The organism is Microvirga terrae (assembly GCF_013307435.2).
Lineage (GTDB): Bacteria > Pseudomonadota > Alphaproteobacteria > Rhizobiales > Beijerinckiaceae > Microvirga > Microvirga terrae.
In genome coordinates this window covers 5202780-5225483 of sequence record NZ_CP102845.1, presented here as the reverse complement: position 1 = coordinate 5225483, position 22704 = coordinate 5202780, and the positions used below count along the sequence as shown (strand labels likewise).

Sequence of the window (22704 nt, the reverse complement as noted above, 5' to 3'; positions counted from 1 at the left end):
CATGTCCGGCGTCCGGCTCCGTATCCTCGAGATCCAGACCTTCGAGCGTCCCATGCGCTTCGCGCGGCCGTTCCGGTTTGGCCTCGTGACCGTCGACGAGGCGCCGCAGGCCTTCGTTCGGGTCGTCGCCGAGGTGGAGGGCAATGGTACGGCAGCCGGCGTCACTGCCGAAATGATGATGCCGAAATGGTTCGACAAGAACCCGGCCAAGTCGCCGCAAGACACCATCGCTGATCTGAAGGCGAGCCTCGGCGAGGCGGCGCGCAACTACGCGGAAGCTCAGGACTGGGACACGGCCTTCGGTCATCATGTGCGAGGCTTCGCGGCCCAGAAGACCTGGGCGGCCGACCGGGAATTGCCCGGCCTCGTCGCCTCGTTCGGCCCCGCTCTCCTCGACAAGGCCGTTGCCGATGCCGTTCTCAAGGCGCTGAAGCTCGGCTTCCCGGAGGGCGTGCGGCGCAACGTCTTCGGCATCGACGCGCGCCAGACGCCGGATCTCGACGCGGAGCGAATCCAGTCCTTCTTAGGCGGCGTGCAGCCGGTCGGCGACGTCCTGCTGCGGCACACAGTCGGGCTGCTCGATTCCCTGGAGGGCGCCGGCGGGCTCGAGGATGAAATCCGGCTCGCGCGCTTGAGGCTCTTCAAGATCAAGATCGGCGGCGACGTCGATGCGGACATCGCCCGGCTGCAGGCGATCCACGATCTCCTGTCGCGGCATGTTCCGGATTATCGCGCAACCCTCGACGCCAACGAGCAGTACGATCCGCAACGTCTGGGGGTTCTCCTGCGGGAGATGAACGGCGGCAGGCTGCGGGCCTTCCGCAATCACCTAATGTACATCGAGCAGCCGTTCGACCGGGCCGGGACCTTCGCGGCGCCCCTGGGCGATCTCGCCGACGGGATCCCGCTCATCATCGACGAGGCGGATGGCGATGACGATGCCTTCCCGCAGGCGGTCGAACTCGGCTATCGCGGCGTGTCCTCGAAAGCCTGCAAAGGGTTCTACAAGTCCATCCTGAATGCCGTTCGCGTCTCGGCCCTGAACGAGATCCGACCGGGCGGGTACTTCGTTTCCGCAGAGGATCTCACGTGCCAGGCAGGGCTTGGGATCCAGCAGGATACCGCGCTCGTCGCGACCCTCGGCCTACCCCACGCCGAACGCAACGGCCACCATTACGTCGAGGGCTTCGGCCTCGCGTCGGACGCGGAAGCGGCGCGCTTTGCGGCCGCGCATCCCGATCTCTACCGGGAGCAGGGCGGCCGCCTGGGCCTTGCTGTCGAACGCGGGTCGCTCCCGACCACGTCCCTGTTGTCTATTCCAGGGTTCGCCAGCGGCGCCGAGCCCGACTGGAGCAGTCTCGTTCCGCTCGCACACCATCATCGTCGATAGGAGACTTTTGCTATGACTCAGCGCAGATTGGGCATCGTGATGCATGGCATCACCGGCCGCATGGGAATGAACCAGCATCTCATCCGCTCCGTCGCGGCCATCCGGGCCCAGGGCGGCGTGACGCTGTCGGACGGATCGAGGGTTCAGCTCGACCCGATCCTGGTCGGACGCAACGCGGACAAGATCCAGGAACTCGCCAAGACCTATGGCATCGACCGCTGGACGACCGACCTCGACGCGGCCATCGCCGATCCGAAGGACGAGATCTTCTTCGACGCGGCCACGACGCAGATGCGCCCGACCCTGCTCGAGCAGGCCATCAATGCCGGCAAGCACATATATTGCGAGAAGCCGATCTCCACGAACCTGCCGGAGGCCCTGAAGATCGTCCGTCTCGCCCGCGAGAAGGGCGTGAAGAACGGAACCGTGCAGGACAAGCTGTTCCTGCCCGGCCTGCAGAAGCTGAAGATGCTGCGCGATTCCGGCTTCTTCGGCCGTATGCTCTCCGTACGCGGCGAGTTCGGCTACTGGGTGTTCGAGGGCGATTGGGGCCAGCCGGCCCAGCGCCCGTCCTGGAACTACCGCTCCGAGGACGGCGGCGGCATGATCCTCGACATGGTCTGCCACTGGCGCTACGTGCTCGACAATCTCTTCGGCGAGGTGCGCTCGGTGTCCTGCATCGGTTCGACGCACATCCCCGAGCGCGTCGACGAGAAGGGCAAAGCCTATCAGGCGACGGCCGATGATTCCGCCTACGCCACCTTCATGCTCGACGGCGGCGTGATCGCCCATATCAACATGTCCTGGTGCACCCGCGTGTATCGCGACGACCTCGTCACCTTCCACGTGGACGGAACGCACGGCTCGGCGGTCGCCGGCCTGACCGATTGCGTGATCCAGCCGCGCCAGGCCACGCCGCGGCCGGTCTGGAACCCGGACCAGAAGCAGACCATCGACTTCTACGACACCTGGCAGCCGGTCCCCGACAATACGGTCTATGACAACGGCTTCAAGACCCAGTGGGAGATGTTCGTCCGCCACGTGGTCGAGGATGCGCCGTACAAGTACACCCTCGTGGAAGGCGCCAAGGGCGTGCAGCTCGTCGAATGCGCTCTCGAGAGCTGGCGCGAGCGTCGCTGGGTCGACGTGCCGCCGCTGAATGTCGGCGCCTCGAAGGAGAAGCAGCATGAACCGGCCTGAGACCATCAGCGCCCTGTCGATCCGCCTGCCCCAGGCGGATCGCAGCCTGGAGACCTATAAGCTCTCCGCGCCGAAATCCTTCCCCGACAAGGTGAGCGGGCCGATGAACCGCATCGCGTTCTCGGCCGCCCACGTGGTGGCCGACCCGCTTGCCGATGCGGATCCGTGGCTGCAGGCCGCCATCGACTGGGACAAGACCATCGCGTACCGCGAGCGTCTCTGGGATCTCGGTCTCGGCGTCGCCGAGGCCATGGACACGGCGCAGCGCGGGATGGGCCTCGACTGGCCCACTTCGCTCGAGCTGATCCGCCGCTCGGTCGGCGCCGCCAAGGCGCGGGGGAACGCTCTCGTGTTCTCCGGCGCCGGCACGGATCACCTCGCGCCCGAGGCGGCGCGCAGCATCGACGACGTGATCCGCGCCTACGAGGAGCAGTTCGCCGCCATCGAGGCGGTCGGCGGGCGCATCATCCTCATGGCGTCGCGGGCGCTCGCCCGCGTGGCCAAGTCGGCCGATGACTACGTCAAGGTCTACGACCGTATCCTCGGCCAGGCGAAGGAGCCGGTGATCATCCACTGGCTCGGCGACATGTTCGATCCGGCGCTCGCCGGCTACTGGGGCACGGCCGATCTCGACGCCGCCATGGATACCTGCGTGGCGATCATCAACGCCCATGCGTCCAAGGTCGACGGCGTCAAGATCTCGCTTCTCGACAAGGACAAGGAGATCGCCATGCGGCGCCGCCTCGACAAGGGCGTGCGCATGTATACGGGCGACGACTTCAACTATGCCGAGCTGATCGCCGGCGACGACCAGGGCTATTCGCACGCGCTGCTCGGCATCTTCGACGCCATCGCGCCGGCGGCCTCCTCGGCTCTCGTGAGCCTCGCGGCGGGCAACCTCGGCGCGTTCCACGAGGCGCTCGCGCCGACGGTTCCGCTGTCGCGGCACATCTTCCGGGCTCCGACGCGGTTCTACAAGACCGGCGTGGTGTTCATGGCCTATCTCAACGGCCATCAGGACCACTTCACCATGGTGGGCGGACAGGAGAGCGCACGCTCGACCCTGCATCTCGCCGAGCTCTTCCGCCTGGCGGACAGGGCCGGCCTGCTGCGCGATCCGGATCTCGCCGTAGAGCGCATGCGCTGCGTCATGGCCACGCACGGGGTGGAGGCGTAAGGGATGCGTGACTTTTCCGGCGATCACCGGGCCCTGTCGATCAACACGGCCACGGTGAGGAAGCAGGGCGATCTCGTGGCCATCACGGAAGCCTGCGCCAGAGCCGAGATCAAGGCGATCTCGCCCTGGCGCGACCAGGTGGCAGCGGTCGGTCTCAACCGGGCCGTGGCGGCCGTGAAGGATGCGGGACTGGAGCTCTCCGGCTATTGCCGGGGCGGCATGTTCCCGTCCGACGCGGCGCGGCTGCAGGAGGCGACCGACGACAACCGCCGCGCCGTGGACGAGGCGGTTGCGCTCGGCGCGCCCTGTCTCGTTCTCGTGGTCGGCGGCCTGCCGCAATACTCGCGGCCCGGCTCGCAGCCTTCGAAGGACATCGACGCGGCGCGCACCCTCGTCGAGGACGGCATTGCGACCCTGCTCGAGTATTCCCGCCAGGCCGGGCTCCCTCTCGCCATCGAGCCGCTCCATCCCATGTACGCGGCCGACCGTGCCTGCGTGAACACGATGCGCCAGGCGCTCGACATCTGCGACCGGGTCGATCCGGAGCGCACGGGCATGCTCGGTCTTGCGGTCGACGTCTACCACGTCTGGTGGGACCCGGAGCTGAAGGAGCAGATCCGCCGCACGGGACACGACAGGCTGCTCGCCTATCACGTCTGCGACTGGCTCGTGCCCACCACGGACCTGCTGCTCGACCGCGGCATGATGGGTGACGGCGTCATCGACCTGCGCGGAATCCGTGAGGCCGTCGAGGCGGTCGGTTATGCCGGCTACTCGGAGGTCGAGATCTTCTCGGAGAACAACTGGTGGACCAAGCCGATGGAGGAGGTGCTCGCCACCTGCATCGAACGGCACCGCACGGTCGTCTGACGAAACGCGACCGCGATCTTTGACATCGTGTCTTGAAACATGGCTCTCGCCTACGGGCGGGAGCCGCACATGCTCACGCGGCCATGGCCGATTGCAGCAGGTAAGGAGCGCCGGCCGCCTCGGCGATCTCCCGCACCTTCAGCTTCAACGTCTCGGGAATCGGGATGCCCTTGACGAGCCGCTCCTCGCGGGCGGCCCATTCCGGCTCGCCCGGTACGAGGACGGGCTCGTCCTCGCGGATCGGCTTGACGGCGTGCAGGGTGTCGATGACGGTCTCCACGTCCGACTGGAACACGTCGAACGGCCGGAAGGCCACCGGATTCAACGCCATGAAGAAATGGCCGATATTGTCGGGGTCGGACGGCTTCTGGGTTCGGTTCCTGACCGGCGAGAACGAGCCGCCCGACAGGGTCCCGGACAGGATCTGGGCGATCAGCCCGAGGCCATAACCCTTATGACCGCCCATCTCGCTGCCATCGCCGCCGATCGGCGTGAGGCCGCCCACCTGGCTCTCGAAAATCTGACGGAAGGCCTGGCCGGAATCGGTCACGGGCTGTCCGTCGCCGTCGATCACCCAGCCGGCCGGAAGCTCCTTGTCCTGCAGGGCATAAACCTTGACTTTGTTGGCCGCGACGACGCTGGTGGAGATGTCGACGCAGATGCTCGGACGCCGCCCGCCCGGCACGGCGACCGCGATGGGGTTCGTGCCGAGCACGCGCTCGACCCCGTTCGTGGGCACCACTGAGATCACCCGGGTCGTCGACGATACGACGCCGATCAGCCCGCGCTCCGCCGCCATGGTGGCGTAGTAGCCGGCGGCGCCGAAATGGTGGGAGTTGAACACCGACACGACCCCGACGTCGTGCGCCAGCGCCTTCTCGATCGCGAGGTTCATGCCCGTGAAGGCGGCGGGATGGCCCAAGCCGGCGCCGCCATCGATCAGGGCCGTGCTGGCGCTCTGCCGGACGATGCAAGGTTCGGCCTGAAGCGCGAGCTGACCGGCCTTCTGCATCTGCGCATATTGCGTCAACATCGAAATGCCGTGGGAGTCGATCCCGCGCAGGTCGGTCTCGACCATCACCTCGGCCGTCAGGCGCAGCTTCTCCTCGCTCATGCCCCAGGCGCGCAGGATCGCCTCGATCTGGGCGCGAATCACATCGGCCGAGAAGTTCTCGCTCGCGATCATGGGCTGTTCTCTCACGTGTTCCGTTCGGCTGCTCCGGATTGCGGAGCAGGTGAGGAGGTGGCTGTCGCCACCTCCCGTCGATCGTCAGGCCGCGATGGCCTGGGCCGGATCGAGCAGCTTCGAGACGCTAACCATCTGTCCGGTCTTGGAGCTCTGAAGCGCAGCGATGCCGCACAGCACCGACATGGCGCCGGCGCGCGAGCCGGCGCGCTGGTTCAGTGGATCCGGTGTATCCGGCTTGAAGAGCATGTCCTGAAGCTTCGGGTCGCCGCCGAAATGCCCGCCCGGCTCATGCGGGACCTTGATGGTCTCGGCGCCGCCGAAATTCCGCACGAGCAGGATCTCGTCATGCTCCGGCGTCTCCCAGGGCTGACGCTCGAACTGGCGCATCTGGATGCGGCCCTTCGTCCCGTCGAAGGCGATGAAATGGCCCTCGATCGGCATGTAGGTGTTCACCGAATAGGTGACCTGCACGCCCTTCCGGTACCGAATCATGGCCGACATGGTGTCGGGGATATTGATCTCCTCGCGGAACACGCAGGCGTCGCGGACATAGCCGTCCTCGCGCGAGGGATCCTCGTAGAGAGCCTCGAGCCAGGGATCCTGGCTGATGTCCATGTAGTAGTCGCAGTAGCTGGCGTGCGGGCAGGTCTTGCAGCGCTCGCCGCGGAACGGATTGACCTTGCCGTATTTGCGAAGGCTCGCGAACGCGAAAACGTCCTCCGGGTCGTCGTCCAGGTACCAGTTCATCAGGTCGAAATGGTGCGTGCTCTTGTGGACGAAGAGGCTGCCGGAGTTCTCCTCGATGGCGTGCCAGCGGCGGAAGTAGTCGGCGCCGTGCTTGTTGTCGAGGAACCAGTGGAAGTCGATGGAGGTGACGTCGCCGATCACGCCCGAGTTCAGGAGTTCCTTGATCTTCCGGACGGTCGGAGCGTAGCGGTAGTTGAAGGTCACGTCGACACGCTTGCCTGTCCGCTTCTCGGCGTCGAGGATGCGGCGCACCTTTTCGGCCGTGGTCGTCATGGGCTTTTCGGTGATGACGTTCACGCCGGCTTCGAGCGCCCGCACGATCATTTCGTCGTGATTCGAATCCCGGGTGCAGATGATCACCGTGTCCGGCTTGACGGCCGCGATCATCTCCTGGGCGTCGGCATAGATGGGAGCGTCGATGCCCAGAAAGCCCCTGGCGCGCTCGGCCCGAAGCCCGTTGAGGTCGCACAGAGCCACGATCTCGACGAAGTCGCCATAGCCTTTGACGACGTTGATTCCCCACATGCTCGTGCCGCGGTGGCCCGTGCCAATGAGGGCAATGCGTTTCCTGTTCGCGCGATCCATTCTCTTGGGTTCTCCTGCTGCTTCGCCCGGCGTGAGGCTTAAGCGTTGAATTTGTATGACAAATATGAGCTTCGGCGGTGGGTAAACCAGGGTTTGGATGTTTTCTTGATCCAGCTGTCCCTTAGGAAGCTTCGATCCGGGAGCTTAGATCGTCAAATTACATCATACAACTGGTTGACATACAACCATTCTAAATTTTAGCTTCATGTCGGATGGCGACAAAAGCGGAGCGCTCCCGTAACGTCCGAGGTGAAGGGACCGGAACCTCGGCGGAACAGGTGCCAAAAAACAAGAGCCGTCGCCGAAAGAGGCCATACATCTGGGCAGCCGTTGAGCCGGCGCCCGAGAGGGAGATACGCCACATGACTCATGATCTTAACCGTAGGACCTTGCTGAAGGCGGCTCTTGGATCCGCCGGTCTCGGCGCATTGGGGAGCCTTCCGGCCTTCGCGCAGGACGCGCGCGTCCGCCTCTACTGGTGGGGCTCGAAGGAGCGCGCCGACCGCACCCTCAAGGCGGTCTCGCTCTACCAGGAGCGGAACCCGGGCGTGAAGATCGACGGCGAGACCCTGGCCTGGGGCGATTACTGGCCGCGGCTCGCCACGCAGGCGGCCGGCCGCAATGCGCCGGACCTGATCCAGATGGACTACCGCTACGTCGCGGAATATGCCCGCCGCGGCGCCCTGCTGCCCCTCGACGAATTCGTGGGCAAATCCCTCGACATCGGCGATTTCGACAAAGCGTCTCTCGACAGCTGCAAGGTCGACGGCAAGCTCTACGGCATCAATATCGGCAACAACTCGAACGCGCTGATCTACAACAAGGCGGCGTTCCAGAAGGCCGGCGTTCCCGAGCCGATCGACGTGACCTGGGACAAGTTCTTCGAACTCGCCGCCGCGGTCACCAAGGCCCATAACGGTGAGTATTTCGGCACCTCCGACGCCAGCGCCGAGGAGGTCGCGTTCGAGAACTGGCTGCGCCAGCGCGGCAAGGCCCTCTATACCGAGGACGGCAAGCTCGGCCTCGACGAGAAGGATGCGTCGGACTGGTTCGCCATGTGGGCCAAGGCTCGCGAGGCGAAGGCCTGCCCGCCGGCCGACCTGCAGGCCCTCGACAAGAACAACATCGAGACCAACCTGCTGACGCAGGGCCGCGCGGCCTGCGCGTTCAACCACTCGAACCAGTATGTCGGCTACCAAGTTCTCAACAAGAACCCGCTCGGCATCACCATGTATCCGCAGGGCGCCGGTCCCAACCCGGGCCATTATCTCAAGCCGTCGATGATGTGGAGCATCTACGCCCGCAGCAAGGTGGCCGAGCCGGCGGTGAAGTTCGCCAATTTCACCGTGAAGGACGTGGACGGCGCCAAGCTCCTTGGCGTGGAGCGCGGCGTTCCGGCCTCGCCGAAGGTTCGCGAGGCCGTGTCGGCGGAGCTCGACGCCCAGGGCAAGCTCGTCGTGGACTTCATCTCCCACGTCACGCCGAAGGTCGGGCCGATTCCTCCGGCTCCGCCGAAGGGCGCCGGCGAGATTCAGACCATGCTGCGCCGGATTTCCGAGCAGGTCGGCTTCGGCCGCCTGTCCACGGCCGATGGCGGCAAGCAGTACGTCAGCGAAGCCCAGGCCATCTTAAGCCGCGCGTAACCGCGAGCGCCCCCTGACTCACCAGGTCGACCCAGCCGAACCGGGTCGGCCTGTCCGTCTATCATGACATTGCTGTGAGCCATTCCGCATGACAACAACTGCTCAAATTCCTTTGACGATCACCGAGCCGGAGAAGCGCAGCAAGCGTCGGGGCGGATTGTCCCGCACCCTCGTCTCCTATTCCTTCCTGCTGCCCTGGCTCATCGGCTTTCTCGGCCTGACCCTCGGCCCGACGCTCGCATCCCTTTATCTGTCCTTCACCAATTTCGACCTGCTGCAGGATCCGCAGTTCATCGGAACGGCCAACTACCAGCGCATCATCACCAATGACGTGAAGTTCTGGCATTCCATGCAGGTGACGTTCACCTACGTCATCCTGGCCGTTCCACTGAAGCTCGCCTTCGCGCTCGGCCTCGCCATGGTGCTCAACCGCGGCATTGCCGGCCTGCCCCTTTACCGCGCGCTGTTCTATCTGCCCTCGCTGCTCGGCGCGAGCGTCGCCATCGCGGTGCTGTGGCGCCAGCTCTTCGCCAAGGACGGCCTCGCCAACGTGGCGCTGGGGCTCTTCGGCATCCAGGGACCGAGCTGGATCTCGGATCCGAACTACTCGCTCTACACGCTGGTGCTGCTCAGCGTCTGGCAGTTCGGCTCCCCGATGATCATCTTCCTCGCCGGCCTGCGGCAGATCCCGCCGGACGTGTACGAGGCCGCGAACATCGACGGCGCCAACAAGGTGCAGCAGTTCCTCAAGATCACCCTGCCGCTTCTCACGCCCGTGGTGTTCTTCAACGGCATCGTGCAGACCATCGATGCGTTCAAGGCCTTCACGCCGGCCTTCATCATCAGCGAGGGCACGGGCGGGCCGATCGACTCGACCCTGTTCTACACCCTGTATCTCTACCAGGAAGGCTTCGCCTATTTCCGCATGGGCTATGCGTCGGCTCTGGCATGGATCCTTCTGATCATCATCGCCTGCTTCACCGCCTTCTCGTTCCTCACCTCTCGCTACTGGGTCCATTACAATGACTGACGCCACAACAGTCGCCACGACGCAGAATGTGGGCGGAGCCCGTTCTCTCCTCTACCACGTGATCCTGTGCGCCGTTTCGCTGGTCATGCTCTATCCGCTCCTGTGGATGCTCGCGAGCAGCTTCAAGCCTGACGACGAGATCTTCGGCAACGCCTCGCTCTGGCCCGATGCCTTCACCCTCGACGCGTATGTCCGCGGCTGGTCGGGCCTGACGGTGAGCTTCGGGACCTTCTTCTGGAACTCGCTGGTGATCTCGGTCCTCAGCGTGATCGGCAACGTGTTTTCCTGCTCGCTGGCCGCCTACGCGTTCGCACGCCTGAAGTTCCCCCTCAAGAACTTCTGGTTCGCGCTCATGCTCGGCACGCTGATGCTGCCGTACCACGTGACCCTCATCCCGCAATACGTGCTGTTCCTGAACCTCGACTGGGTCAACACCTTCCTGCCCCTGGTGGTGCCCAAGTTCCTGGCCGCGGACGCCTTCTTCATCTTCCTGCTCTACCAGTTCTTCCGCGGCATTCCGCGCGAGCTCGACGAGGCGGCGATCATCGACGGAGCCGGCCCCTGGCGCATCTTCTGGAGCGTCATGCTGCCCCTGTCGGTGCCGGCGCTCGCCACGGCGGCGATCTTCACCTTCATCTGGACCTGGGACGACTTCTTCGGCCCGCTCATCTATCTGAACGACGCGAGCCAGTACACGGTCCAGCTCGGCTTGCGCACCTTCGTGGACTCGACGGGCAAGTCCGACTGGAGCGCGCTCTTCGCCATGTCGGTGGTCGCCCTGATCCCGGTCCTCTTGTTCTTCGCGGTCTTCCAGCGCCTGCTGATCGAAGGCATCGCGACCACCGGTCTGAAGGGTTGAGCGAATGTCAGCATCCGGAATTCGCTTCGCCGTCATCGGCATCAACCACAACCATATCTTCGGTCAGGTTGATGCCCTCCTCGGCGCCGGGGCGACGTTCGTGTCCTTCTTCGCCCCGGAGGACGACCTCGCAGTGTCCTTCGCCGAGCGCTATCCGCAGGCGGAACGCGTCCACGACGCCCGGCGCATCCTGGAGGACGACAGCGTCGCCATCGTGCTGAGCGCCGCGATCCCCAGGGACCGCGCGCGGATCGGCATCGAGGTCATGCGCCACGGCAAGGACTACATGGTCGACAAGCCGGGCATGGTCACCCTCGAGGAGCTGGCCGAGGTGCGCCGGGTCCAGCAGGAGACGGGTCGCATCTACTCGATCTTCTACTCCGAGCATTTCAGCAGCCGCGTCACCGACAAGGCCGGCGAGCTGATCCGCTCGGGGGCCATCGGCAAGGTGGTGAACACCCTGGGGCTCGGCCCGCACCGGCTCAATGCGCCGATCCGCCCGTCCTGGTTCTTCGAACGGGAGGCCTATGGCGGGATCCTGACCGACATCGCGTCGCACCAATGCGAGCAGTTCCTGTTCTACACGGGCGCGAAGGATGCGGAGGTCACCTATGCGATGGTGGCCAACCGCAACAACCCGCAGACGCCGGGGCTGCAGGATTTCGGCGAGATGACGCTCAAGACCGCCGATGCCACGGGCTACATCCGGGTCGACTGGTTCACGCCGGACGGTCTGCCGACCTGGGGCGACGGGCGCGTCATGGTCGTAGGAACCGAAGGCACCATCGAGATGCGCAAGTACATCGACATCGCCGGACGTGAGGGCAAGGATCATCTGTTCCTGGTCGACAAGACCGGCATGCGCCATCTCGACTGCTCCAACGAGGAGCTGCCTTACGGACGCAATCTCGTCGACGACATCCGCAACCGGACCGAGACGGCCATGGGCCAGGAGCATTGCTTCAAGGCCATGGAGCTGACCCTGAAGGCGCAGGCGCTCGCGGAAGCGGGGCCGGCCGGGCCGGGGGCCCGGTGATGCTCGACTTCCGGTTGCTCAAGGATACCCGATGCGGGATCGGCGAAAGTCCCGTCTGGGACGACCGCCGCAAGGTCCTGTTCTTCGTCGACATCAAGGCGCCGGCCATCCATTCCATTCGCCTCGACGGCTCGGAGCATCGCACCTGGACGATGCCGCGGGTCGTCGGATCGATCGGGCTCGGAGCTAGTGGCCGATTGGTCGTGGCGCTCGAACGCACGATCGCGGTGTTCGATCCGGAGGATGAGAGCCTGGACATCCTCGCGGAGGTTCCAAGCGAACCCTCCTGGCACCGGCTGAACGACGGCAAGGTCGGGCCCGACGGCGCGTTCTGGGTCGGCTCGATGGATGACCGGCCCCAGAAGGAGCCGCGCGGCTCCCTCTACCGGGTCGATGGACGCGGCCGGGTGACCCGCGTTCTGGAGCATGTCTGCCTCGTGTCGAACGGGCTCGCCTGGTCGGCCGATGGCCGCACCATGTTCCACTCGGATTCCCGCGGCCCCTGGATCGACCGCTACGATTTCGAGCCGTCCTCCGGGCGCCTTGCGAATCGGGCGCGCATCGCCACGCTCGACGAGGCTCGGGGCCGGCCCGATGGCGGCGCCTGCGACGAGGAGGGGTTCTACTGGAGTTCCGGCGTCTCCGCCGGGCGCCTGAACCGGATCTCCCGGGACGGGGAGATCGTGGAAACCCATCCCGTGCCCGTTCCGGCGCCCACCATGCCGTGTTTCTGCGGCGACGGCCTGAAGACCCTGGTGATCACGTCCCTGAAGCCGGACAATCCCGACGGGCTCGCCTCCGCTCCGCAATCCGGCAGCCTCTTCATCGCGTCGTCCCCCGTGGCTGGCGCGCGGGTCGAACGGTGGATGGACGTCTGACGGGCTGATTCTGGCGATTCCGAGAGATGTCGGTCCACGGCGACCCCTGATCCTCTAAACTCATCATATATATGACAAATACTTCTCTCACGATCGAATGGTGAAACAGCCGTGAACCCGCGACGCATTCTGCTCACCGGAGCCGCAGGCCGCCTTGGAAGCCTCCTGCGCCACTCCTTCGCCGGACGGTACCAGCTGCTGCGGCTGTCCGACATCGTCACCCTGGGAGACGCAGGCAAGGGCGAGGAAATCGTCCCCTGCGACCTCGCCGATGCGGCGGCTGTCCGGGCCCTGTGCGAGGGAGTGGATGCGATCATCCATCTGGGCGGCATTCCCTACGAGACCGGCTGGCCGGAGATGCTTCAGTCCAACATCGTCGGGACGATCAACCTTTACGAGGGCGCAAGGCGTGCCGGCGTCGACAGGGTGATCTTCGCAAGCAGCAATCACGCCACCGGCATGTATCCGAACGACCGGACCTTGTCCGGCGAAAGCCCGCCCAGACCCGATTCGCGTTACGGGCTGACGAAGGCCATCGGCGAGGACGTGGCGGCGCTCTACGCCTACAAGCACGGCATCCGCAGCCTCTGCCTGCGGATCGGTTCGTGCCTGCCCGAGCCGGACAATCGGCGGGCCTTGTCCACCTGGCTGTCCCACGGGGATTTCGTGCGCCTGGTCGAGGCTGGCCTCACGGCCGATTACGTCCACGAGATCGTCTACGGCGTCTCCCGGAACACCCGCTCCTGGTGGGACAATGCCGCCGCTTACCGGCTCGGCTACGAGCCTCAGGATGATGCGGAAACCTATGCGGCGAAAGTCGAGACGGTCGAGCTCGCCACGGAGCTCGCCCGCAGCTACCAGGGCGGCAACTTCGTGCCGGACGAGTTTTCGGGCCGGAAGGACTGGCTGGGTTGAGCCGGTCGCCCGGTTCGTTCGAAGACGGACGAAACAAAACCCGGGGCACGACACCCCGGGTTTTGTTTCATGCGGGAGACGACGGCGTCGAAACTAGGCCCGGGCGGCGTAGCGCAGGACGTCGGCGCCCTTGTTCGCGAGGCTCCAGTTCGTATAGCGGGGATGATCGGGACCCACCTGCAGCGTTTGCGGCCGCTCGGTTTCGATGGACTGGTAGAAGGCCGTCAGGAGCTCCAGGGAACGGCGTGCATCGACCAGAGTGATCGGCAGCTCACCGCCCGAGACCAGAGCCTCGTGATAGGGGGCGAACAAGCCCTCGAACCGCGTCGGGACGAACGTCCAGCCTTCGAACGCCTGATCGATCCGGGCCTGCACCTCCGGGGAGGCCGGGATGATCTTCCACGGGTCGTCGCCCGGCGCGTAGGGCTTCTGGCAGCTCTCGAACGTCACGTTCTCGAAGCAGAAGCGCAGGCGGCTGATCTCGTCCTGCGATCCCAGGGTGGCGGCCGTGGAGGCGAGCGCTCCGTTCTGCAGCTCCAGGCTGCCGACGACGCAATCCTCCACCTCGATGTCGTTGACCCGGGTCGCGGCGCGCGCGAAGACGGATTTGACCGGGCCCATGACGAAGGTGAGGAGGTCGTGCAGGTGGATCGCATGGGTGACGAGCACGCCGCCGAGCTCGGTGTCCCAGCGTCCGCGCCACGGATTGTCGTAGTATTTCGCGGTCCGCTTCCAGAACACCTCGACGGAGGCGAGATAGGGCTTTCCGGCGATGCCCTGATCGATGATGTGCTTGGCCTTCATGATGCCGTTGCCATAGCGATACTGGAAGATCGGCAGAACGCGGCCCTTGGACTGCTTTTCCGCCTGGATCACCTTGTCGACATCCGCCACGGAGCCCACGAGCGGCTTCTCGCAGACCACGTTCTTGCCGGCCGCGAGTGCGGCCAGAATCTGTTCGAGATGGACCGCCGGAGGGGTGCAGACATCGACGATGTCCACATCGTCCATGCGCAGGATCTCGGCATAGTCCTTGGTCCGGCGCTCGATGCCGAATTCGTCGCCGATGCTCGCCAGGCGCTCGTCGTTGAGGTCGCAGATGGCCACCACGCGGAACTTGTCCGGATGAGCCGCATAGGAAACGATGTGGGTGCGGCCGATCCCGCAGCCGACGACCGCAACATTCTTGATCATGAGCGCTTATCTCCCTTCACTCCGAGCCGTGCCGGCCTTTCGGAGCTTGACGATTCAAATCCGGTTCCTGTGCGTGGCGACAGGTGGATCCGCGAGCGAACGACAGCCCATATTCGAGCCGGGTTCCAGGAACCGCAATCTTCGCGATGCAACGGCACTCCGGCTTGCATGTCAAGATTTGTCGTGCAACATGATATGTGCTTAACTTGATCAAGTCGTAGAAACACCTACCATAGCGTCGCTGTATCAAGGTTCTGGCAGGGCACCTTTAGAGTGCCGTGAACGCACATAGGTTGGAGGAAGCCCCGTGGCCTCAGTAGAGATCCGCAACATCCGCAAGAATTTCGGAACGGTACCGGTCATTCACGGGGTGTCGATTGACATCCAGGACGGGGAGTTCGTGATCCTGGTCGGTCCGTCCGGCTGCGGCAAGTCGACCCTGCTGCGCATGATCGCCGGGCTGGAGAACATCTCCGGGGGCGAGCTGCGCATCGGCCCGAAGGTGGTCAACGACGTGCCGCCCAAAGAGCGCGACATCGCCATGGTGTTCCAGAACTACGCGCTCTACCCGCACATGACGGTGGCCGACAACATGGCCTTCTCGCTCAAGCTCAAGCGCGCCCCCAAGAGCGAGATCAAGTCGCGGGTCGACCGCGCGGCCGAGATCCTCGGCCTCGGCAAGCTCCTCGACCGCTACCCGCGCCAGCTCTCCGGCGGCCAGCGCCAGCGCGTCGCCATGGGCCGGGCCATCGTGCGCGACCCGCAGGTATTCCTCTTCGACGAGCCGCTCTCCAACCTCGACGCCAAGCTGCGGGTGGCCATGCGCACCGAGATCAAGGCCCTGCACCAGCGCCTGAAGACCACCACGATCTACGTCACCCACGACCAGATCGAGGCCATGACCATGGCCGACAAGATCGTCGTGATGCACGACGGCGTGGTCGAGCAGGTCGGTGCCCCGCTCGAGCTCTATGACCGCCCGGCCAACCTGTTCGTGGCCGGCTTCATCGGCTCGCCGGCGATGAACTTCCTCAAAGGCCATCTCCAGGGCGGGCGCTTCGTGACCGGCACCGGCATCACCCTGCCGGTGGCCAACGCGCCGGCGGCGTCCGACGGGCAGCCGATCATCTACGGCATCCGGCCCGAGCACTTCATGCTGGACGATGCCAACGGGGTGCCGGCCGAGGTGGCGGTGGTCGAGCCGACCGGCTCGGAGACGCAGGTCTTCGCCAAGTTCGGCGGGGCCGACGTGGTGGGCGTGTTCCGCGAGCGCGTCAACGCGCAGCCCGGCCAGCAGATCCGCGTCACCCCCGATCCCAAGCTCGTCCACCTCTTCGACGAGCAGACCGGAAAGCGCCTCTGATCGACTCGCGCAGCAAGGGCGGCCCGCATCCGCGAGGCCGCCTTTTTCATGCGACCTGCAAAGCCAGGGTGGAGCGGTCGGACCGATGGTCCCGGACCGTCCATGACCATCCTTGCAGACTTCGACATCCTGACTTCCGAACCGCCGGGAGGCAACCATAGACGTTCTCGTGATTGGGGCCGGTGTCGTCGGGCTCGCGGTTGCGCGCGCGCTCACCCTTCGCGGCCATGGCGTGATCGTGGCCGAAGCGACAGGCGGCATCGGCAATGGCGTCTCCTCGCGCAACAGCGAGGTCATCCATGCCGGCATGTATTACCCGTCCGGCTCGCTCCGTGCGCGTCACTGCGTCGACGGCCGGCGGATGCTCTACGCCTTCTGCGAGAGCCACGGCGTGCCGCACGCCAAATGCGGCAAGCTCATCGTGGCGACCGACGATCTCGAACAGGCCAAGATCGAGGGCATCTACGAACAGGGGCTGGCGAACGGGGTCGAGGGGCTCTCCTTCCTGACCGGCGAGGAGGCGCGGGCCCTCGAGCCGAATCTCGTCTGCACCGGCGCCGTGCTGTCGCGGGAGACGGGCATCGTCGACAGCCACGCCCTCATGCTGGCGCTCCAGGGCGATCTGGAGAGCGCCGGCGGCGCCATCGCGTTCCATGCGCCCGTCGCGCGCATCGCCCGGGAGGGGGCCGGATGGAACGTGCATGTGGGCGGCGAGGAGCCCACCGACCTCGTCGTCGACGCGGTGGTCAATGCCGCGGGGCTCGGCGCGCAGGCGCTGGCCCGCGCGACGGACGGCTATCCCGCCGGTCGCGTGCCGAAGCTGGTGCTCGCCAAGGGCAATTATTTCGGCTGCCTCGGCAAGCCCGCCTTCTCGCGCCTCATCTATCCGGCTCCCGTCGACGGCGGCCTGGGTACCCATGTGACGCTGGACCTCTCCGGCCGCATGCGCTTCGGTCCCGACGTGGAATGGATCGACCGGGAAGAGTACGAGGTCGATCCGCGCCGGGCCCAGAGCTTCTATGCCTCCATCCGCCGCTATTGGCCGGAGCTCCCCGACGGCGCGCTTGTGCCCGATTATTCCGGCATCCGTCCCAAGCTCACGGGGGCCGGTGAGAAGGCGGCCGATTTCATGATCGACGGCCCGGCCGAGCACGGATTGACGGGGCTCGTGCAGCTCTTCGGCATCGAGAGCCCGGGCCTGACCGCGTCCCTCGCGATCGCCGAGGACGTGGCGGCAAGGCTCGCCGCGTCGGTCTGACGCCACGAAGGCCGGACGCCCGCAGCGCAGCCGTTAACCGGCTGTTCACCATGAATGCAAGAGAGTACAACATCGTTACGAAGTGCGATGCCTAGGGGGCTGCCGTAAGCCGATGTGCCGCTTTCTCGCCTACCGGGGGGAGCCGATCTTCCTCGATGAACTCGTCTGTGCTCCGGCCCATTCCCTGGTCCACCAATCGCTGCACGCGGTCGAGGCCAAGACCGAGACGAACGGCGACGGCTTCGGCATCGGCTGGTACGGGGAGCGCCGCGAGCCCGGGATCTACCGGGAGGTCCGGCCGGCCTGGTCGGACGAGAACCTGAGGAGCCTGTGCGAGCAGGTGCGCTCCCGGCTCTTCTTCGCCCATGTGCGCGCCTCCACCGGCACCTCGACGACGCGGGCCAACTGCCACCCCTTCGCCCATGGCCGGCATCTGTTCATGCATAACGGCCAGATCGGCGGCTACGGGCGCATCAAGCGCCGGCTGGAGGCCCTGATCCCGGACGAGCTCTACGACCGCCGGCTCGGCACCACGGATTCCGAGGCGATCTTCCTCCTCGCGCTGGCCAATGGCCTGCCGGAGGAGCCCGTTACCGCCATGGCCAGTACCCTCAAGCAGGTGCGCGGCCTCATGGACCAGGCCGGCATCGAGGAGGCCCTGCGCTTCACCGCCGCCTTCACGGACGGCGAGAGCCTGTGGGCCTATCGCTGGGCCTGCGATGCCAAGCCGCCGACCCTGTATTTCCGTCAGGAGGGCGCCAACCTGCTGGTGGTCTCGGAGCCCATCGACGACAAGACCCGCGGCTGGCGCGAGGTGCCGAAGGGCTGCAGCCTCGTGGCCGCTGGCGGCAGCGTCACGGTCGAATGCCTCAACGCCGCCATGGATTGCCTGGCGGCGTGAGCGCCGCACGGGTTCGCGCTCTCACGAATTCAGGCTGTCGGCCGGCCGGGCGATCAGGGACATCAGGGCGCCCTTGAGTGCTTCCATCTGAAGCTCGGTCTCGGTGCGTGCGCCGTCGTCGTCCGGGCCGCCGAGCGACCGCAACCGCGCGTTCTCGGCGGCGAGGCGGTCGTTCTCGGCCAGCAGGATGGCGATCTTCTCCTCGGCGATCCGAAGGCGGGCCTGAACCTCGTTCCGCTCCTGCTCGCGCAGCTGCGCTCGGTCGCGCCAGAGACGAATCGCGACGCCCTCGGTGTCCTCGGTCATGCTATGCTCCTGATCGTTCGTGAGGATCCACAGGCAGCGTGGAGGAATTGAGGCCGGAAGGGAAGAACGGACGCCATCCAGCCCTGCCGACCCTTAACAAGCCCCTAACGATCCAGTTCCGGATAGCGCCGGAAGATGCCCTCCTGGTTGAAGGGGATGCGCCGGGGGCTCGCACAATAGGCCTTGATGCGCGGCCGCCGCGCGACGGCGTCGTGCAGGGCGGCGACGCGCGGCGCCTGCTTCAGCGCGCGCCCCGTGGCCTTCGGAAAGGCATAGGACAATCCCTCGACAAGCTGGAACAGGGAGAGGTCGGCATAGGTGAGCGAACGGCCGACGAGATGCGCATCGCCTGCGGGGTTGCGCGCGAGGATGGTGTCGAACCAGGTCAGGAATTTCGGGATCCGGTTCTCGCAGAACTCGTCGGACCGCCGCAGCGCTTCGGCCTTCTGGTCCTCGTAATAGAGGCCCACCCCCACGGGATGATGCGTGTCGTGCGCCTCGGCCACCAGGTCCGCGATGGTGAGCTGGATCTGATGCGTCCACAATCCGCCAGCCGGATCCTTGGGCGCGAGCCCGTGCCGCGCCCCGAGATAGAGCAGGATCGCGGCCGTCTGGCCGATGATCGTGTCGCCGTCCTTGAGGAAGGGCGGCGCCAGGGGCGGATGCTCCGCGTGATCCATCATCCGCATCATCACGGCGATGCCTTCCGATTCCCGGGCCACGTCGATGTAATCGGCACCGGCCTCCTCGAGGGCTAGCCTGACGAATTCGCCGCGCCCCTGAATGGTCGGCCAGTAGTAGAGCTCATAAGCCATGCGGATCTCCCCGTGATGCTCCGACACGAAGGAGAATGGGGCCGAAAGGGTTCCGCGCAAGGCATCGCGGGGGCGGGGCCGGAAAGGCGCGCCGGAATGCGGCCAGGCGCTCCGGAAAGCGGAACGGCGCCCTGCAAGGCAGGACGCCGTCCCTCGTTCTCATTTGCCCTACGGGAGTCGTGCCCGGATCAGATCACGAAGAAGTCCTTGTAGGTCATCTTCAGGTTGCGATCGAGCGTGGCGATCTTGACCGCGGCAGAGGAGCCGGTGCCGTCGGCGTCGTAGTACAGGATGCCCTTCTTGTTGTCGTAGATGATGTGGTCATCCCGGTCGTGCGCCTTGGCGCCCTTGTAGAAGTACTTGCTCGCCATCTGCTTCGGCTTGCTGGGTGAGCCGCTGCCGACCTTGAAGTACTTGTTCTCGAGATAGATCGAGTCGTCACGGACGTTATAGTCGGCGATCTTATCCACGTTCGTGCGCTTGTTCGGACGCTTGTCGAACACGAAGATATCGCGATCGAGCCCGCCGAAGAGCACGTCGTTGCCTTCCTGGCCGTAGATCTTGTCGTTGCCGCGTCCTCCGGAGAGCACGTCGTTGCCGGCGCCGCCCATGAGGATGTTGGCGCCGTCGTTGCCGGTCAGCGCGTTGTTGAACGCGTTGCCCGTCAGGGTGATCGCGACCGCCCCGATGCCGGTGATGTTCTCGATCGCGCCAAGCCTGTTGAGGTCGTAGCCGTCGATGGCCACATACACGGTATCGACACCTGCGCCGTCGATGACCTGATCACCGAGGTTGTCGATGTAATAGGCGTCGTTGCCGGCTCCGCCGTTCATGGTGTCGGCGCCCGTGCCGCCGTTGATCACATCGTCGCCCGCGCCGCCGTCGAGAGCGTCGTTGCCGTCGCCGGCCTGCAGGTTGTCGTTGCCGTTTCCACCGGCGAGGACGTCGTTGCCGACACCGCCGTCGAGGACATCGTCGCCGTCATCGCCGCTGAGGGAATCGTTGCCGTCGCGGCCATAGAGGACATCGTTGCCGATGCCGCCGGCCAGGGCGTCGTCGCCCGCTCCGCCATCCAGCGCGTCGTTGCCGGCGCCGCCGTCGAGGACATCGCCGCCGCCGTTGCCGTAGAGGGCGTCGTTGCCGCCATTGCCCGTGAGCCGGTTGGCCGCATCGTTGCCGGCGATGATGTTGTCGCTCTCGTTGCCGGTGAGATTGATCGCATCGAACCCGGTCGCGAACAGGTTCTCGATGCCTGCCGAGAGCGTGTACGTGGCGGACGAGAAGACCTGGTCGTATCCGCCGCCGGACTCGTCGATCACCGTGCTGGTGGCGGAGACGTAATAGGTGTCGTTGCCGGCGCCGCCGACGAGCACGTGACCGGCTCCGCCGGTGAGCGTGTCGTTGAAGGTCGAGCCGATCACCTTCTCGAAGCTCGTGTAGGTATCGCCCGCTGCATCGCCTGCGGTTCCGTTGCCGGCGACAAGGTTGACGGCGACGCCACCGGTCGTCGTGCCCTTGAAGGTCAGCGTGTCGAAACCGCCTTTGCCATCGAGGGTATCGCCGGTGAACTCGGATGGTGCGTAGACGTCGTTCTTGCTGGTTCCAACAACGTCGATCTTGGAGACGCGCGCATCGACGATCGTTGTTTCAATCTGACCGTTACCAACGGCTCTGTCGTGCCACGATATCGCCAGACGGCCGTCCACCATCTCCGAGATCGCGGGCGTAACCTGCTTGCCTGCTTCGTTGTGGACTCTGAAGTTCGGAGGAGTGATGAGGACGCCGTTGGCCCCGATGACGGCGAGGAAAATATCGCCGTTGTCGATGCCGGTTCCGACATAGGCAACGGCAAGGCCACCGCCACGCAGAGCTGTCGTGCTGATCTGATCGCCGTTGCCGTCCTTCTGCCCGGTCGCAATCGTGGTCGGAGCGCCCAGAGGTTGCACAACGCCCGCATTCACTTGAAAGCGGTTGATCGTGACGGTCGAAGCTCCATCGAACCCCGAGTTGGCCACGACAGCGAAAGTTCCGTTTGGAGAGCCATCTGCGTTCTTTAGCCCAACCACATTGGCGGATACGCCGGCGACGGTAGTTTCCCCACTCACGCCACCCGTGAAAACCTTAAACCCAATCGTACTGTTCTGTTTTTGGTAGGAGACCACCGAACTGGCTCCACCGATCCACGCGACGTCAGGGCGACCAACGACTTTGTCATTAGCTATTACCGACGGAGTATGGGTCGGATCGGACGAGGCCACCAGATGAATCGTGTTCGTGCCCGTTGCAGTGATCGTTTCGAAGTAGGTAACGGCCCAAACGCTTTCCCCGGTGCGTGTAATCTGTGCGCCGTCCGCTTGAGCTGTATTGGTGATCAGAACGGCAGGAGTAGAAGTGCCGTCGCTATTGAAAGTCTGTGTGCGCAGGGCGCGCTTACCATCAGCGAATGACTCAGTCCAGGCAATGACAAACTGGCCTTCTGAGTCGACACTGGCGACGTCAGAAAACTGCTGTACGGCACCGGTCACAGGGCTATCGACGAGTCTAACGCCGCCGACCTTCTCGCCGTTGCCGCTGTAGACCTGGAATCCGATCTTCTGGTTTTGGCGGAAGGTTACCACATAGCCGCCATCCGGCAGCATGGTCAGCGAGTCTCGTTCGACTCCCAGCGTGTTCGCGACAATATCCTGCGTTCCCCAAACCTTTAATGTCATCTTGTGCTCTCCTGAAAGCGGAAGGAATTGTGTCGTGTGCGGCTGAACCGTCGAGCTTTGCTCTGGTGCAGGCGCGCGGAAGGGTTCGGCGGCCAGGGCTGCCGGTGGTGCTTGCGCGGTGAACGAGTGTCTGTTGTGCGCCGTGGGATGCCGTGAGGATCGCGGCTTCCGCAGCATCGGAGGCCGTGAATTCGTCAAGGCAACTTGGTTACAAGGCTATATGGGCCCGCGTGCGGGCGAACAACTCTCCGTTCAGAGAGGGTCGGCCGTAACGGAACGTATCCTAACGGCAGATTGGGGCACCTCACCTTGGGTAAGTCTCTGGACTGTCAACGAAAAGCTCCGTTCATGCGACATTGTTGCAGTAACGAAAAAGGTGAAGCTCGACTGTGCGCGGGAGCACATGATCGCCCCGGACGCGCCTTGTCCGGTCCTGGGGGGCAGCCGGCAGGCTCGCCGCGAAACGGCGGTCGCGGCAGATTTCCATTATGCGGTGGCGTTCTCAGGATGAGCGTCGAAGGTGGGAGATCGGATCGCCGGTCCTGCATTGTCTCGTCATATCCGCTCCTCTCCCGTCATGGCCGGCAAGAGGCGGGTGATGACCGGCCGGCCATCCCGATCCGGTGAGGCGCGGCGT

General features: G+C 65.1%; 19 protein-coding genes. 13 read left to right on the top strand and 6 right to left on the bottom strand.

Annotation, left to right across the window (positions count from 1 at the left end; translation table 11 throughout):
• The first annotated feature begins 1 nt into the window (after position 1).
• From HPT29_RS24450 to HPT29_RS24435, 4 genes are read left to right on the top strand one after another with little or no spacing between them, the layout of a single operon-like run.
• Positions 2 to 1390, top strand: a complete 1389-nt coding sequence (locus HPT29_RS24450) for an enolase-like domain-containing protein (RefSeq protein WP_173946772.1) — start codon at positions 2 to 4, stop codon at positions 1388 to 1390.
• A gap of 12 nt (positions 1391 to 1402) precedes the next feature.
• Entirely contained in the window at positions 1403 to 2590 is a 1188-nt protein-coding gene (locus HPT29_RS24445) for a Gfo/Idh/MocA family protein (protein WP_173946771.1), read from the top strand.
• A complete protein-coding gene (locus HPT29_RS24440) occupies positions 2577 to 3767 on the top strand; it encodes a dihydrodipicolinate synthase family protein (protein WP_173946770.1) in 1191 nt (396 codons plus the stop codon). The genes HPT29_RS24445 and HPT29_RS24440 overlap by 14 nt, the downstream gene beginning before the upstream one ends.
• A 3-nt stretch (positions 3768 to 3770) precedes the next feature.
• On the top strand, positions 3771 to 4637 hold the full coding sequence (locus HPT29_RS24435; protein WP_173946769.1) for a sugar phosphate isomerase/epimerase family protein: 867 nt from the start codon (positions 3771 to 3773) through the stop codon (positions 4635 to 4637).
• A 73-nt stretch (positions 4638 to 4710) separates the two neighbouring features.
• Here HPT29_RS24435 and HPT29_RS24430 read toward each other — a convergent pair whose 3' ends face one another.
• Together HPT29_RS24430 and HPT29_RS24425 are read right to left on the bottom strand one after the other, a co-directional pair.
• Positions 4711 to 5823 (bottom strand): Ldh family oxidoreductase, encoded by a 1113-nt coding sequence (locus HPT29_RS24430; RefSeq protein WP_173946768.1) that lies wholly within the window; start codon positions 5821 to 5823, stop codon positions 4711 to 4713.
• 84 nt (positions 5824 to 5907) lie between these two features.
• Positions 5908 to 7158, bottom strand: a complete 1251-nt coding sequence (locus HPT29_RS24425) for a Gfo/Idh/MocA family protein (protein WP_173946767.1) — start codon at positions 7156 to 7158, stop codon at positions 5908 to 5910.
• Positions 7159 to 7520: 362 nt separating this feature from the next.
• Here HPT29_RS24425 and HPT29_RS24420 point away from each other — a divergent pair, with 362 nt between their 5' ends.
• The 6 genes from HPT29_RS24420 (at position 7521) to HPT29_RS24395 (ending at position 13519) form a co-directional block, all read left to right on the top strand.
• The gene (locus HPT29_RS24420) at positions 7521 to 8801 is read left to right on the top strand and encodes an ABC transporter substrate-binding protein (RefSeq protein ID WP_173946766.1); all 1281 of its coding nucleotides are present in this window, start codon (positions 7521 to 7523) and stop codon (positions 8799 to 8801) included.
• Positions 8802 to 8889: 88 nt separating this feature from the next.
• On the top strand, positions 8890 to 9831 hold the full coding sequence (locus HPT29_RS24415; RefSeq protein WP_247654314.1) for a carbohydrate ABC transporter permease: 942 nt from the start codon (positions 8890 to 8892) through the stop codon (positions 9829 to 9831).
• Positions 9824 to 10690 (top strand): carbohydrate ABC transporter permease, encoded by an 867-nt coding sequence (locus HPT29_RS24410; RefSeq protein ID WP_173946765.1) that lies wholly within the window; start codon positions 9824 to 9826, stop codon positions 10688 to 10690. Before HPT29_RS24415 ends, HPT29_RS24410 begins: the two co-directional genes overlap by 8 nt.
• Positions 10691 to 10694: 4 nt before the next feature.
• Positions 10695 to 11726 carry a Gfo/Idh/MocA family protein gene (locus tag HPT29_RS24405; RefSeq protein ID WP_173946764.1) on the top strand — a complete coding sequence of 344 codons (1032 nt, stop codon included), beginning with the start codon at positions 10695 to 10697 and terminating at the stop codon, positions 11724 to 11726.
• A complete protein-coding gene (locus HPT29_RS24400; protein WP_173946763.1) occupies positions 11726 to 12604 on the top strand; it encodes an SMP-30/gluconolactonase/LRE family protein in 879 nt (292 codons plus the stop codon). The genes HPT29_RS24405 and HPT29_RS24400 overlap by 1 nt, the downstream gene beginning before the upstream one ends.
• Before the next feature lie 111 nt (positions 12605 to 12715).
• A complete protein-coding gene (locus tag HPT29_RS24395) occupies positions 12716 to 13519 on the top strand; it encodes an NAD-dependent epimerase/dehydratase family protein (RefSeq protein WP_173946762.1) in 804 nt (267 codons plus the stop codon).
• 93 nt (positions 13520 to 13612) lie between these two features.
• On the opposite strand, the gene HPT29_RS24390 is transcribed toward HPT29_RS24395, so the two are convergent.
• On the bottom strand, positions 13613 to 14713 hold the full coding sequence (locus HPT29_RS24390; RefSeq protein ID WP_173946761.1) for a Gfo/Idh/MocA family protein: 1101 nt from the start codon (positions 14711 to 14713) through the stop codon (positions 13613 to 13615).
• 307 nt (positions 14714 to 15020) lie between these two features.
• On the opposite strand from HPT29_RS24390, the gene HPT29_RS24385 reads away from it, so the two are divergent.
• The 3 genes from HPT29_RS24385 (at position 15021) to HPT29_RS24375 (ending at position 18235) form a co-directional block, all read left to right on the top strand.
• Positions 15021 to 16076 (top strand): ABC transporter ATP-binding protein, encoded by a 1056-nt coding sequence (locus tag HPT29_RS24385; protein WP_285892600.1) that lies wholly within the window; start codon positions 15021 to 15023, stop codon positions 16074 to 16076.
• Between the two features lie 157 nt (positions 16077 to 16233).
• Positions 16234 to 17334 (top strand): NAD(P)/FAD-dependent oxidoreductase, encoded by a 1101-nt coding sequence (locus tag HPT29_RS24380; RefSeq protein WP_173946404.1) that lies wholly within the window; start codon positions 16234 to 16236, stop codon positions 17332 to 17334.
• Positions 17335 to 17446: 112 nt separating this feature from the next.
• The gene (locus HPT29_RS24375) at positions 17447 to 18235 is read left to right on the top strand and encodes a class II glutamine amidotransferase (protein ID WP_173946399.1); all 789 of its coding nucleotides are present in this window, start codon (positions 17447 to 17449) and stop codon (positions 18233 to 18235) included.
• Positions 18236 to 18256: 21 nt separating this feature from the next.
• Here the strand turns inward: HPT29_RS24375 and HPT29_RS24370 are convergent, their stop codons facing one another.
• The 3 genes from HPT29_RS24370 to HPT29_RS24360 all read right to left on the bottom strand — a co-directional run bounded on the left by HPT29_RS24370 (position 18257) and on the right by HPT29_RS24360 (position 22244).
• Positions 18257 to 18541 carry a hypothetical protein gene (locus tag HPT29_RS24370; RefSeq protein WP_173946398.1) on the bottom strand — a complete coding sequence of 95 codons (285 nt, stop codon included), beginning with the start codon at positions 18539 to 18541 and terminating at the stop codon, positions 18257 to 18259.
• Positions 18542 to 18645: 104 nt separating this feature from the next.
• Complete coding sequence (locus HPT29_RS24365) at positions 18646 to 19356, bottom strand: glutathione S-transferase (protein WP_173946397.1); 711 nt, start codon at positions 19354 to 19356, stop codon at positions 18646 to 18648.
• A 188-nt stretch (positions 19357 to 19544) separates the two neighbouring features.
• Complete coding sequence (locus HPT29_RS24360; RefSeq protein WP_259060355.1) at positions 19545 to 22244, bottom strand: calcium-binding protein; 2700 nt, start codon at positions 22242 to 22244, stop codon at positions 19545 to 19547.
• Positions 22245 to 22704 lie beyond the last annotated feature (460 nt).

Excerpts from the sequence above, each read along its gene's own strand:
- HPT29_RS24450 (WP_173946772.1), top strand. The coding sequence starts at position 2 with ATGTCCGGCGTCCGGCTCCGTATCCTCGAGATCCAGACCTTCGAGCGT.
- HPT29_RS24445 (WP_173946771.1), top strand. The coding sequence starts at position 1,403 with ATGACTCAGCGCAGATTGGGCATCGTGATGCATGGCATCACCGGCCGC.
- HPT29_RS24440 (WP_173946770.1), top strand. The coding sequence starts at position 2,577 with ATGAACCGGCCTGAGACCATCAGCGCCCTGTCGATCCGCCTGCCCCAG.
- HPT29_RS24435 (WP_173946769.1), top strand. The coding sequence starts at position 3,771 with ATGCGTGACTTTTCCGGCGATCACCGGGCCCTGTCGATCAACACGGCC.
- HPT29_RS24430 (WP_173946768.1), bottom strand. The coding sequence starts at position 5,823 with ATGATCGCGAGCGAGAACTTCTCGGCCGATGTGATTCGCGCCCAGATC.
- HPT29_RS24425 (WP_173946767.1), bottom strand. The coding sequence starts at position 7,158 with ATGGATCGCGCGAACAGGAAACGCATTGCCCTCATTGGCACGGGCCAC.
- HPT29_RS24420 (WP_173946766.1), top strand. The coding sequence starts at position 7,521 with ATGACTCATGATCTTAACCGTAGGACCTTGCTGAAGGCGGCTCTTGGA.
- HPT29_RS24415 (WP_247654314.1), top strand. The coding sequence starts at position 8,890 with ATGACAACAACTGCTCAAATTCCTTTGACGATCACCGAGCCGGAGAAG.
- HPT29_RS24410 (WP_173946765.1), top strand. The coding sequence starts at position 9,824 with ATGACTGACGCCACAACAGTCGCCACGACGCAGAATGTGGGCGGAGCC.
- HPT29_RS24405 (WP_173946764.1), top strand. The coding sequence starts at position 10,695 with ATGTCAGCATCCGGAATTCGCTTCGCCGTCATCGGCATCAACCACAAC.
- HPT29_RS24400 (WP_173946763.1), top strand. The coding sequence starts at position 11,726 with ATGCTCGACTTCCGGTTGCTCAAGGATACCCGATGCGGGATCGGCGAA.
- HPT29_RS24390 (WP_173946761.1), bottom strand. The coding sequence starts at position 14,713 with ATGATCAAGAATGTTGCGGTCGTCGGCTGCGGGATCGGCCGCACCCAC.
- HPT29_RS24375 (WP_173946399.1), top strand. The coding sequence starts at position 17,447 with ATGTGCCGCTTTCTCGCCTACCGGGGGGAGCCGATCTTCCTCGATGAA.
- HPT29_RS24370 (WP_173946398.1), bottom strand. The coding sequence starts at position 18,541 with ATGACCGAGGACACCGAGGGCGTCGCGATTCGTCTCTGGCGCGACCGA.
- HPT29_RS24365 (WP_173946397.1), bottom strand. The coding sequence starts at position 19,356 with ATGGCTTATGAGCTCTACTACTGGCCGACCATTCAGGGGCGCGGCGAA.
- HPT29_RS24360 (WP_259060355.1), bottom strand. The coding sequence starts at position 22,244 with ATGCTGCGGAAGCCGCGATCCTCACGGCATCCCACGGCGCACAACAGA.